This window comes from Glycomyces niveus (assembly GCF_017592475.1).
GTDB classification, from domain to species: Bacteria; Actinomycetota; Actinomycetes; order Mycobacteriales; family Micromonosporaceae; genus Glycomyces; species Glycomyces niveus.
Map to the genome: position 1 here is coordinate 21,991 of NZ_JAGFNP010000006.1, position 11,504 is coordinate 33,494.

Here is an 11,504-nt window from a genome sequence, read left to right on the forward strand (position 1 = left end):
ACCTTTGCCGGTACGCCCACGCCGGTCCCCCCGCCGTTGCATGCGGCATTTATCCTTGAACGGTCCCCCGATCACCGACCCGACCCGGAGGTTCGCACGGTGAGCACCAAGTCGGCCACTCTTTCTAGGGTGACGATCGTCAGTCCCCGCACCAGGATCGACCTCGCGCTGCCCTCAGACGTCCCCCTCTCCGACCTGCTGCCCACGATCCTGCACCAGGCGGGCGAGTACTACATCGACGAGGCGGGCGACAACGGCGGCTGGATCCTCACCCGCCTCGGCGAGGAGGCCCTCGACACGGGCCACTCCTGCTCGCAGCTCGGGATCACCGACGGCGAGATGCTGTACCTCAACCCCGCCGACGCCGCCAAGCCCGAGGTGGTCTTCGACGACATCATCGACGCGATCGCCACCGCCACCGAACAGCGCGGCAACCGCTGGGACCACTTGGCCACCAAGCGGTTCAGCGTCGGCGTCGGCACCGCGGCCCTGGTCGTCGGCGCCATCACGATCCTGCTGACCGGCCACCTCGCCTCCGCGATCGTCGGCCTCTCGGTCGCCGCGATCCTGGTCGGCGCCTCGGCCCTGCTCTCGCGCGCCGTCGGCGACTCGCGGGCGGCCACGTACTTCGGCGTCACCGCGGTGCTCTACGGCGGCGTGGGCGGCCTGCTCATCGCCGACCGGCAGAACACCGGGCTGTTCGACCTCGAAGGCCCGCACGTGCTCATCGCGGCCTCGGCGATCCTGCTGTTCAGCGTCCTGTCCATGGTCGCCGTCGGCGACATGGCGTCCGCCCCGGTCTTCATCGTGACGATCCTCGGCGCGATCGTGCTCGGCATCTCGACGGCCCTGATGATGGCCCTGGGCGACTCGGCCGCCACCGCCGCGGCCATCGCCGCGCCGCTGGCGCTGGCGATCCTGCCGTTCGCGCCGTCGCTGTCGCTGACCATGGCGATGGTGCCCACGCCGCAGCTGCCGACGACCACGGAGGAGCTCAAGGAGGGCGACGCCGAGGCCATCGACGGCAAGCGGATCCTCAAGCTCTCCGAGCATGCCGGGAACTACCTCGAGGCCCTGTACTCGTTCGCGGCCGTCGTCGGGCTCGTCTCCTCGGTCGCGCTCGCGTTCTCAGGCGAGATCCCCGGCCTCATCCTGTCGACGATCATCTCGCTGGTGCTGCTCAGCCGGTCGCGCACGGTCGAGGACCGCGCCGCCCGCATCGTGATGCTCACCGGCGGCATGGGCGGCCTGACCGCGACGCTCGCGGCGATCTTCGTGGCGAGCCAGGACAGCATCCTGGTGCGCCTCACGGTGATCCTCGGGGCGCTCACGCTGCTGACCCTCATCGCGATGGTCTACGGCCTCGCCGTGGCAGGCAAGAAGATCGCCCCCACCTGGGGCCGCGCCCTCGACATCATCGAGGCGCTGCTGATCGTGTCGATCCTGCCGCTGGTCGGCTGGGTCTGCGGCCTGTACACGATCGCCCTGGCACTGCGCGGCTAGCGCCCCGGTCCCCTAGTCCCTCGACTCCGAGAGAGGCGAATTCGAATGGCGCAGATGCGCTCCCGCCGCGAACAGGTGGAGGCCCACAAGTTCATCACCTCGCGCATGAACCAGGCGCTGGTGGTGGCCAACCCCGACTCGATCGAGCGTCCGCTGCGGCGCATCGGCGTCTCGATCTTCGCTTCGGTGATGGTGCTGGCGCTGATCTTCGGCGGCTTCGCGATCGCGACCCTGTTCGGCAAGGGCAACGCGGAGCCGGTCGTGGGCAACATCATCACGATCAAGGGCTCCAACGCCGTCTACGTGTACATCACGCAGGACGGCAAGGACGAGACGCCGGAGAACCAGGCCCGGCTCTGGCAGGTCACGAACTACACGTCGGCCCTGCTGCTCGCCAAGCCCGGTTCGTCAGGCATGCCGGAGGTGCAGGACCTCAAGCCGGCATCGCTCAAGGACACGCCGCGCGGCTCGTTCACCATCGGCATCCAGGGGATCCCCTCGCAGCCGCCGGACAAGAGCGAGCTGCTGAAGAAGGACGTCAACTGGAACACGTGCTCGATGTCGCGGGTCGAGGGCGGCACGGCCGAGTTCCAGCTGACGCAGCTCGTCGTCGCCGATCTGCCGGACCCGGAGGCGTGGCTCGGCGACGACAAGTGGGTGCTGGCGCAGACCGCGCCGAAACCGGGCAGCGACGCTCCGCCCAAGTACTACCTGCTGTGGAACGGCGGACGGTACGAGATCGGCGACGAGGAGACCGCCACGAGCATCATCAGCAGCCTCAACCTTCCGGTCGCGGACGCGGTGATGCTGAACGAGAGCATGCTCAACACGATCCCGCCGATCGCGCCGATCTGGCCCGACCCGAGGTCCGAGTTCGGCGACGCCTCCGAGGTGCCCGCCGTCGGCGGCGGCACGGTCACCTACGGTGCCCCGGTGCGGGCCGCCGGCGAGCAGTACGTGCTCCTGAACGAGAACGGCGTCGACGCCTTCGCGCCGATCTCCGACACCATGTTCAAACTGCTCCAATCGCAGGTCGCCACCGAGCAGGAGGTCGAGCCCACCACGGTCTCGACCGTCGGTAACCAGGCCGTGTTCGAGCCCAAGACCTACCCGAAGGAGGACTTGAGCGAGAGCCTGTGGACCACCGACGCGCGCCGCCCGGCCGTGTGCGCGGTGTACGACCCGGCGAATCAGGACACCGAGTCGACGAAGATCCAGGTCGCCTTGTACGAGACGGCGCCGGACACGCTCACCGAGAACGCGAAGTCGGTCGAGGTCGACGACAACGGCGAGATCTTCTCGACCATCGACAACCTCCAGGCGCAGACGATCCTCCCGCAGGGCACGGCGACGCTGATCGACAAGCGCACCGACCAGGGCGCGACGGTTTCCGGTTTCACGTTCATGGTCAGCGACCAGGGCATCGCCCACGGCATCGTCGACGACGGGCCGACGGACACGACGCAGAACGCGCTCGGCTACGGCGGCGTCAAGCCGGTCTCGGTGCCGGACACGATGGTCGTCCTGATCCCGGAGGGCCCTGAGCTCGACCCGTACGAGGCCCGGAAACAGATGCTGCCCAACATCGAAGACGTGCCGGTCTACGAGACCGAGCCCGAAGAGGGCGCCGAGGGCGGCGGCTGAAACCGTTGGAAGCGTTGACGACGCCGGGGCCTGGACGGTCCCGGCGTCGTTCGTCTGAGCGGCCAGTTCGGAGGGAGGTGGGTGTGGCGCGAGCGTGTTAACCTGGCGCAACCCACTCCCGACAATCCAAGGAATCGCGTCATGGCCTACCCGCCCCAGCAGCCGGGGTTCGACCCGAACCAGCAACAGCCCCAGTACGGCCAGCAGCCGGGGTACGGACAGCAGCCGCCGCAGCAGCCCGGTTACGGTGTCCCGCAGCAGCCCGGCTACGGCCAGGCGCCGCAGCAGCCGGGATACGGCGTGCCGCCGCAGCAGCCGGGATACGGGCAGACCCCGCAGGCCGGGTACGGCCAGCAGCCCGGTTACGGTGCGCCGCAGCAACAGCCCGGTTTCGGGAGCCCGCTGCCCCCGGCCCCGAAGAAGTCGAAGACCGGCCTGATCGTCGGCATCGGCGCCGGTGCGCTCGTGGTGATCGTCGCGATCGTCCTGCTCATCGCCAACCCGTTCGGTGGCGGCGGCCCGTCCAAGTCCGACTCCCCTGAGGACGTCGCCAAGGACTACCTTGACCTGCAGGTCGACATCGTCACCTCCGGCGACTTGACCGACATCCAGGGCATGGCCGACAAGCTGAGCCCGTACATGTGCGCCGAGATGGTCGAGGAGATGGAAGCCGGCCTCGACGACGCCGACATGAGCGAAGAAGACATGGCCGAGTACCAGGACATGATGGCCGAGGCCGAGATCGATGTCTCGTACGAGACCGGTGAGGCCACCGTCGACGGCGACAAGGCGACCGTGCCGGTAACGGTCACCGGCACGGCGAACATCCCCGAGATGGGCGAGATGCCGCTCGACGACGAGTACGAACTCGAACTGGTCAAGGAAGAAGGCGCCTGGAAGGTCTGCGGCGACAGCAGCAGCCTCATCTAGCGGGACCGTCGAAGGGCCCCACCGGGATTCCGGTGGGGCCCTTCGGTTTTGCGCGTCAGACGAGGTCGTTGAGGAGCTCGTAGTAGCCGTCCTTCTGGCCGGCCTTGTTGGGGTGGTAGGACTCGGCGATGGGGTAGGAGATGCCGTTGATCCATTCGGTGTCGTCGCAGACGGCGTGGTCGTCGAAGGCGGCGCGCACGTCGGCGTACTGGAAGCCGTGGCTGAGGGCCGCGGTGCCGATGACGTCGCCGAGGAGGTCGGCGGCGTCGTTGAGGGCGGCCTGCTCGCCGGGGCTGATGCGGGTGATGGCGTTGCACTCCTCGCCGTTGAACAGGAGCGGATAGCCGAGGACGATCACCTCGGCGTTCGGGGCGGCGTCCTCGATCGCGTTGTAGACGGCATGGAGCTTGGCGGGCAGCTGGTCGCGGACGAAGGCCTCGGCCGCGTCGATCTCCTTCCAGCAGGTCCACGGGTAGGGGTACGCGCACTTCTGGACGACGCCGGTCCATCCGGTGTCGTTGCCGCCGATCGTGATCGTGACGAGGTCGGTACTGGCGGAGAGGCCGCCGAGCTGGTTGGCGAGGACGTCGCCGGTCTTCGCGCCCGAGCAGGCCGCGAAGGTGAGGTCGGCGCCGATGGCGTCGGCGAGGAGCGAGGGGTAGGCCGCGTCCGAACGGCGGCAGGAGGAGTCGTCGATGTAGTCGCGGGTGCCCACGCCGGAGGCGTAGGAGTCGCCGAGGGCGACGTACTCGACGGTCTGGGCTTGGGCGGCACCGCTGGTGAGGGCCGTGACGGATACGACGGCGGCGAGCAGCGCGCCCGCCATTGTGGAGATTCGTCGGGGGTGGGACATTTTGGGCTCCGTCTCGAATTTTGTCCGGAATCGGGGCCCTATTTATATAGGTTTCGTAACGGACGGTCCACCAACGGACCGTGAATTGTCAGGATATTGACAAACATCGTTCCCGCTTGCGCGGCAAAGGGTTCCGGCGGCGAGAAAGCGGAGCTAGATGCCCTCGGGGAGGTCGAGGCGGTCGAGCGGCTGCGGCTCGTCCGGGGTCTCGGCTAGGAGCCGGTCGGCGTCGTCCTCTTTGGCCGCCTCGGGCTCGGCGAGCAGGCGGCGGACCTCGGCGTCGAGGTGGGCGCACATCAGCGCCTCGAACCGGGCGGCGTCCTCGGCGGCCAGCGCGTCGACGAACGCGGCGTGCTCGGGGACGAGGTCGACGGCGACTTCGAAGTGCTCGTACATGGAGAAGGTGCACAGCCGGGTCTCGATGAGGAGCGTGGCCATCATGCGCGCCAGGCGGATCGAGCCGCCCCAGGCGGCGAGGCCGCGGTGGAAGTCGAGGTAGGCGTCGCCGAGGGCGCGGGCGTCGTCCTTCTTGAGGGCGCGCTGCATGCGCTTGACCTCGGTGCCGAGTTCGGCGAGGACGGTCTTGCGCTCGGCGAGGGGGCGGGCGAGGATGCGGCGGCCGAGTTCGGGTTCGATGCGGGCGCGGAGCCAGTGGATGTCGCGGACGTCTTCGGGGGTCATGGTGCGCACGGCGAGGCCGCGGCGGCGCGGGATGACGAGGAGGCCTTCGGCGGTGAGGCGCTGCATGGCCTCGCGGAGGGGGCCGCGGCTGACGCCGAGCTGGTAGGCGAGTTCGGCTTCGCCGAGGGCGGCCCCGGGCGGGAGGGACCCGTCCACGACCGCTTCGCGGAGCCGGTCGGCGATGAGGTCCACCGTCGAGGTGCGTCGCACCGGGGCGAGGCGCCCCACCTGGCGGGCTCCGGTGAGCCCGCTCAATCCGCTGCTGCGATCAGACACGTCTGCCTGCTCCCCCTCTGTCGCTTCTGGGCAGCATCTTAGCGCTGCCGGTACATCACGTTCCGGTGCAAGCTCCGGTTGCGTCCCCCGTCAACATGCTTGCTTTTTTGTTATCGAACGTCGATCATCGTATTGTCGACAAACTTACAATAGAACGTTAGTCTCGGCCACGTACCCGACCCCCGAACCAGGAGGCGACCACCGTGTCGAACCATCTGCACCTCAACCGCCGCCATATCCTCGGCGGGGCGACCGCCGGAGCGGCGGCCCTCGCGCTGGCGGCCTGCTCCCGCACCGACCAGGGCGGCGACGGCGGGCTGCTCAAGCAGGCCCAGGACGGCGGCACCCTCCGCATCGCCTACGCGGACGAGGCCCCGTACGCCTACACCGCCGAGGACGGCTCGGTCACCGGCCAGTCCGTGGACGTGCAGCTGTACCTGCTCGACAAGCTCGGCATCAAGGCCGACCAGGTCGAGTGGAAGCTCACCGAATGGGAATCGCTCATCACCGGCCTGGGCACCAACCACGACATGGTCGTGGCCGGCATGTACGTCACCCCCGAGCGCTGCGAGGCCGTCGCGTTCGCCAACCCCGACTACGTGATGCCCGACGCGCTCATGGTCCCGGCCGGGAACCCCGGCGGCTACACCGACTTCAACGCGATGGCCGAGACCGACGGCGTCGTGGGCGTCATGAACGGCACCTCCGAGCAGGAGGTCGCCGACCAGATCTTCGCCGCCGAACAGATCAACGTTCAGGCGAACCTCGACTCGCTCGTCCTGGAGCTCAAGGCCGGCCGGTGCGACGCGATCGGCCTCACCTCCGCGAACCTCAAGCTCAAGGCCGAGGGCGACGCCGAGGTCGAGGTCACCGACGGCTTCTGGCTCATCGACCCCGAGACCGGCGAGGAGATCATCGGCGCGGGCGCGGCCGTGTTCCAGCCGAAGGACTCGGACTTCCGCGACGCGGTCAACGGCGAGCTCGAGACGCTCCTGGCCGACACCGCGAAGTGGGAGGAGCTGGTCGCGCCCTACCAGTTCACGGTCGAGGAGAACCACCCCGAAGGCCTCACCGCCGAAGACCTCTGCCCGGACACCTACCAGTAGGGGGACCCCATGGACCTCCAAGCGGTCGTCGACTCGCTGCCCCGGTACGGGGAGCCGCTGCTGACCACCATCGTCGTGACCGTCGCCTCCGCGGCGTTCGCACTCGTCGTGGCATTCGCGCTGGGCCTGATGACGAGTTCGAAGCACCTCGCGATCCGCACCCCAGCCCGCGCCTTCGTCGAGTTCATCCGCGGCTCGTCCGCGGTGGTCCAGCTGTTCTGGTTCGCGTTCGCGATGCCGGTTCTGCTGGGCATCCAGTTCGACTACCTCATCGCGGCCGGCATCATCGCGCTCGGCCTCAACTACGGCGCCTACAGCTCCGAAGTGGTGCGCGGCGCCATCGCCGCCGTCCCCAAGGGCCAGCTCGAGGCCGCGACGGCGCTCAACCTCACGCCCCTGCAGAAGATGCGCCTCGTCGTACTCCCCCAGGCCTGGCCCGAGATGATCCCCTCGCTGTGCGCGTTCGCGATCATGCTGCTCAAGGCCAGCGCGCTCGTCTCGATCATCGGCGTCATGGACATCACCGCGCTGGCCGGGCTCATCGGCTCGCAGGCCGGGCAGGACCGGCTGGTGCACTACAGCGTCGTGCTCGTCATGTACTTCATCCTGGCCTGGCTGATCTGGACCGGAATGCGCGCGCTCGAGCGCAAGGCCAAGCGCGGCCTGGGCGTCGATGTCAAGCCGGTGAAGGGCCGACTGGCCCCCGAGGTCGCGGCGGGAGGCGTGCGCTGATGCAGACCGGCTGGAGCAATGAGACCGCCCGGGAGATCTTCCCGGCCATGTGGGACGGGTTCATCGTGGTCCTCCAGGTCACCGTGGTGGCCGGGCTGATCGCGGTGCTGCTGGGGCTGCTGGTCGCCGTCGTCCAGCGGGTCGGGCACCCGGCGGCGGGCCGCACCGTGAACGCGGTCATGCAGTTCGTCCGCAACACCCCGCTGCTGGTGCAGGTGCTGCTGGTGTGGACGGCGACGAGCCTGTACATCAACCCGGACTGGAGCGCCTTCGCGGTCGGCTCGGCGGTGCTGGGCGTGCACTATGCCTCTTATACGGCCGAGTCGTACCGGGCCGGGATCGAGGCGATCCCGGTCGGGCAGTGGGAGGCGGCGACCGCACTGAGCCTGCCGACCCACCGGGTGTGGGGCGCGGTGATCCTGCCGCAGATGATGCGGCGCTCGACCGCGGCGGTGGCCAACTGGATCATCGCGATGTTCAAAGAGGTCCCCACCCTGTTCATCATCGGCGTGCTGGAGATGATCTCGCAGGCGCAGAAGTACCAAGGCCAGCACTACACCGGAGCCGTCGAGGGCTACACCATCGCGGGGCTGCTGTTCCTGGCCGCCTCCTACCCGGTGGCGGTCGCGATGCGGCGATTGGAGAACCGTCTTGCAAAATCCCACTACTGACCACCCGATCATCGAGTTCGACCGGGTGAACAAGTCCTTCGGGGACCTGCAGGTGCTGAACCGGCTGAGCTTCACGGTCGACCCGGGCGAGCGCGTGACGCTCATCGGGCCCTCGGGCTCGGGGAAGACCACGATCCTGCGGCTGCTCATGACGCTGGAGCACGTGACCCCGACGAAGGACCCGGCGGCCGACGGCGGCGTCATCCGGGTCGGGGGGCAGCCGCTGTCCCACATGGAGAAGGGCGGGAGGCTGGTGGTGGCGAACGAGCGCCACCTGCGGCAGGTGCGCAGGAGGATCGGCATGGTCTTCCAGTCGTTCAACCTGTTCCCGAACATGCGGGTGCTGCGCAACGTCACCGAGGCGCAGGTGCACACCCTCGGCCGCTCCAAGGACGAGGCCGAGGCGAAGGCCCGGGAGCTCCTGGACGTGGTGGGGCTCTCCGCCAAAGTGGACAGCTACCCGTCGCAGCTCTCGGGCGGCCAGCAGCAGCGGGTGGCGATCGCCCGGGCGCTGGCGATGGACCCGGACATCCTGCTGCTCGACGAGGTGACCAGCGCGCTCGACCCGGAGCTGGTGGCGGACGTGCTGGGGGTGCTGCGCGACGTGGCCGACACGACCAGCATCACGATGCTCATCGTCACGCACGAGATGGGGTTCGCGCGGGACGTCTCGAACCGGGTGATGATGTTCGACCGCGGCGTCATCGTCGAGGAGGGCGCCCCGGATGAAATCTTCTCCGATCCGCGAGAAGCGCGGACGCAGGACTTCCTCCGGGCCGTGCTCGCGGAGTAGACTTGAGGTCTCCTCCATCCTTGGAGAGTGTTAGGGGTGTTCGAGGGGGGCGGCCATGAGGGGTTATCGGCCGCCCCCCTCTTCCTTTTCCCCCGGAATCCTCAGTGGACGGCAGCGCCGCCCGAGTCGGGCGCGGGTACGGCCCGGGCGCGTCGACGGCGGGTGGCAGAATCAGACACCGTGTCAGCACCAGCTCCCGTGCGAGAGGTAGTCCGATGAACCTGTTCGGCAGGGGCGAGAGCCCGACCGAGGAGACCGTGGCCGTGATCGGCCTGGGCCGCTTCGGGTCGGCGGTCGCCGAGTCCCTGACGCGGCTCGGCCATGAAGTGCTCGCGATCGACGAGCGGCCCGAGATCGTGCAGCGCGCCTCCGAGACCCTCACGCACGTGGTGCAGGCCGACTCCACCGAGTCGACCGTGCTCAACCAGCTGGGCATCGGCGAGTTCGACCACGTCGTGGTCGCCATCGGCACCGACATCGAGGCGAGCGTCCTCACCGTGCTGGCCTGCGAGGAGGTCGGGGTCCGCGAGATCTGGGCCAAGGCGATCAACGCCAAGCACGGCCAGATCCTCCACCGCACCGGTGCCCACCACGTGGTCTACCCCGAGGCGGCCATGGGCGAGCGGGTCGCGCACCTGGTGAGCGGCAAGATGCTCGACTTCATCGAGTTCGACGACGGCTTCGCGATCGTCAAGACCAAGGCCCCGACCGAGGCCGTGGGCAAGACCCTCGGCGAGTCGCGGCTGCGCAGCAAGTACGGGGTCACCGTGGTCGGCGTCAAGCAGCCCGGCGAGGACTTCACGTACGCGACGTCCGACACCGTGATCGCCGAGGGGGACACGCTGATCGTCTCCGGGGCCACCACCAAGGTCGAGCACTTCGCGTCCACGACCTGACATGACCGCCCGCATCAAGGCCTTCTTCCGCCACCCCGCGCGGCTCATCCCGCTGGTCTTTCTGTCAGTGATCCTGAGCGGCACACTGCTGCTCCTGCTGCCGGTCTCCCAGACCGACGGGTACGTCACGCACTTCACCGACGCCCTCTTCACCGCGACGTCGGCCGTGTCGGTCACCGGCCTGGCCGTGGTGGACACGCCGTTTCACTGGAGCTGGTTCGGCGAGTTCGTGATCATGCTGCTCTTCCAGCTCGGCGGTCTGGGCATCATGACAAGCGCCGTCCTCATCGGGCTACTGGTCTCGAACAAGCTCGGGCTGCGGACCAAGTTGGCGACCCGAACCGAGATCAGCCAGGCCTTGAGCCTCGGCGACGTGAAGAACGTGCTGCTGCGGACCGTCGCCCTCTCGCTCGTCGTCGAGGCCGCCACCGCGCTCGTGCTCGCGATCCGCTTCTCCACGTACGGGTTCGGGCTCGGCGACGCGGTCTGGTACGGCATCTTCCACGCGGTGAGCGCGTTCAACAGCGCCGGGTTCGCGCTGTTCTCCGACTCGCTCATGAGCTACGCGACCGACTGGTGGATCTGCCTGCCGCTGTGCCTGAGCACCATCATCGGCGGGCTCGGCATGCCCGTGATCTTCGAGGTCACGCGCCGCAAGTGGGGCCGCAAGCAGTGGTCGGTGCACACCAAGCTGACCCTGGTCGGGTCGGGCGTGCTGCTGATCGGCGGGTGGATCGCGTTCCTGGCGTTCGAGTGGTCGAACCCGGCCACGTTCGGGCAGTGGCCCTGGTACGACCGGATCCTGCCGGCGTTCTTCCAGACCTCGATGGTGCGCGCGGCGGGCCTGAACTCGATCGACATCGGCGCGATGAACCAGGACTCGCAGCTGGCGTCGATCATCCTCATGTTCATCGGCGGCGGCTCGGCGTCGACGGCCGGCGGCATCAAGGTGGGCACGTTCTTCGTGCTGCTGCTCGTGATCTGGGCGGAGGTGCGCGGCGAGCCCGACGTGACAGCGTTCCGGCACCGCATCAACCCGTCCGTGGTCCGCGAGGCGCTCACCGTCGCGCTGGTGTACGTGGCCTGCAACGCCTTCGGGGTGTTCCTGATGCAGCGCTTCGAGCCGGACCTGGACCTGATGTCGATCATGTTCGAGGTCACGAGCGCGCTCGCGACGCTGGGCCAGTCCACCGGCGTCACCTACGACCTGTCCGAACCCTCCAAGTGGCTCTTGGCGATCGCCATGTACACGGGGCGCATCGGGCCGGTACTGTTCGCCGCGTCCCTCGCGCTGCGCTCGCGTCACCGCCTGTACCGATACCCGGAAGGACGGCCGCTCGTGGGCTGAACGGCCGACCGGTGGAGTGAGCCCCGCCTCATGCAGCCCTGAAAGCACAAGCGAAGATGGTCACCAGCACT

Annotated in this window: 11 protein-coding genes; 9 read left to right on the forward strand and 2 right to left on the reverse strand. The window is 68.5% G+C overall.

Going from position 1 to position 11,504, the window contains the following annotated elements; all coding sequences use genetic code 11:
- Nucleotides 1-129 precede the first annotated feature (129 nt).
- From eccD to J5V16_RS12630, 3 genes are all read left to right on the forward strand, one after another.
- Nucleotides 130-1,503, forward strand: coding sequence for a type VII secretion integral membrane protein EccD (eccD, locus tag J5V16_RS12620; RefSeq protein WP_208496644.1), 1,374 nt, complete (start codon nt 130-132; stop codon nt 1,501-1,503).
- 45 nt (nt 1,504-1,548) lie between these two features.
- Nucleotides 1,549-3,147 carry a type VII secretion protein EccB gene (eccB, locus tag J5V16_RS12625; RefSeq protein WP_208496645.1) on the forward strand — a complete coding sequence of 533 codons (1,599 nt, stop codon included), beginning with the start codon at nt 1,549-1,551 and terminating at the stop codon, nt 3,145-3,147.
- A 141-nt stretch (nt 3,148-3,288) separates the two neighbouring features.
- Nucleotides 3,289-4,077 (forward strand): Rv0361 family membrane protein, encoded by a 789-nt coding sequence (locus tag J5V16_RS12630; protein WP_208496646.1) that lies wholly within the window; start codon nt 3,289-3,291, stop codon nt 4,075-4,077.
- 55 nt (nt 4,078-4,132) lie between these two features.
- On the opposite strand, the gene J5V16_RS12635 is transcribed toward J5V16_RS12630, so the two are convergent.
- Complete coding sequence (locus J5V16_RS12635) at nt 4,133-4,930, reverse strand: SGNH/GDSL hydrolase family protein (RefSeq protein ID WP_243901150.1); 798 nt, start codon at nt 4,928-4,930, stop codon at nt 4,133-4,135.
- Nucleotides 4,931-5,083: 153 nt separating this feature from the next.
- Entirely contained in the window at nt 5,084-5,887 is an 804-nt protein-coding gene (locus J5V16_RS12640; protein ID WP_208496647.1) for a GntR family transcriptional regulator, read from the reverse strand.
- A 203-nt stretch (nt 5,888-6,090) separates the two neighbouring features.
- Here J5V16_RS12640 and J5V16_RS12645 point away from each other — a divergent pair, with 203 nt between their 5' ends.
- The 6 genes from J5V16_RS12645 to J5V16_RS12670 all read left to right on the forward strand — a co-directional run bounded on the left by J5V16_RS12645 (nt 6,091) and on the right by J5V16_RS12670 (nt 11,433).
- Entirely contained in the window at nt 6,091-6,993 is a 903-nt protein-coding gene (locus J5V16_RS12645) for a transporter substrate-binding domain-containing protein (RefSeq protein WP_208496648.1), read from the forward strand.
- A gap of 9 nt (nt 6,994-7,002) precedes the next feature.
- The gene (locus J5V16_RS12650; protein WP_208496649.1) at nt 7,003-7,725 is read left to right on the forward strand and encodes an amino acid ABC transporter permease; all 723 of its coding nucleotides are present in this window, start codon (nt 7,003-7,005) and stop codon (nt 7,723-7,725) included.
- Nucleotides 7,725-8,396 (forward strand): amino acid ABC transporter permease, encoded by a 672-nt coding sequence (locus tag J5V16_RS12655; protein WP_208496650.1) that lies wholly within the window; start codon nt 7,725-7,727, stop codon nt 8,394-8,396. Before J5V16_RS12650 ends, J5V16_RS12655 begins: the two co-directional genes overlap by 1 nt.
- Entirely contained in the window at nt 8,377-9,189 is an 813-nt protein-coding gene (ehuA, locus tag J5V16_RS12660) for an ectoine/hydroxyectoine ABC transporter ATP-binding protein EhuA (protein ID WP_243901151.1), read from the forward strand. The genes J5V16_RS12655 and ehuA overlap by 20 nt, the downstream gene beginning before the upstream one ends.
- Before the next feature lie 215 nt (nt 9,190-9,404).
- Complete coding sequence (locus J5V16_RS12665) at nt 9,405-10,085, forward strand: potassium channel family protein (protein WP_208496651.1); 681 nt, start codon at nt 9,405-9,407, stop codon at nt 10,083-10,085.
- 1 nt (nt 10,086) lies between these two features.
- Nucleotides 10,087-11,433, forward strand: a complete 1,347-nt coding sequence (locus tag J5V16_RS12670; protein ID WP_208496652.1) for a TrkH family potassium uptake protein — start codon at nt 10,087-10,089, stop codon at nt 11,431-11,433.
- Nucleotides 11,434-11,504: the final 71 nt, after the last annotated feature.

Excerpts from the sequence above, each read along its gene's own strand:
- J5V16_RS12635 (WP_243901150.1), bottom strand. The coding sequence starts at position 4,930 with ATGTCCCACCCCCGACGAATCTCCACAATGGCGGGCGCGCTGCTCGCC.
- J5V16_RS12670 (WP_208496652.1), top strand. The coding sequence starts at position 10,087 with ATGACCGCCCGCATCAAGGCCTTCTTCCGCCACCCCGCGCGGCTCATC.
- eccB (WP_208496645.1), top strand. The coding sequence starts at position 1,549 with ATGGCGCAGATGCGCTCCCGCCGCGAACAGGTGGAGGCCCACAAGTTC.
- J5V16_RS12650 (WP_208496649.1), top strand. The coding sequence starts at position 7,003 with ATGGACCTCCAAGCGGTCGTCGACTCGCTGCCCCGGTACGGGGAGCCG.
- J5V16_RS12665 (WP_208496651.1), top strand. The coding sequence starts at position 9,405 with ATGAACCTGTTCGGCAGGGGCGAGAGCCCGACCGAGGAGACCGTGGCC.
- J5V16_RS12630 (WP_208496646.1), top strand. The coding sequence starts at position 3,289 with ATGGCCTACCCGCCCCAGCAGCCGGGGTTCGACCCGAACCAGCAACAG.
- J5V16_RS12655 (WP_208496650.1), top strand. The coding sequence starts at position 7,725 with ATGCAGACCGGCTGGAGCAATGAGACCGCCCGGGAGATCTTCCCGGCC.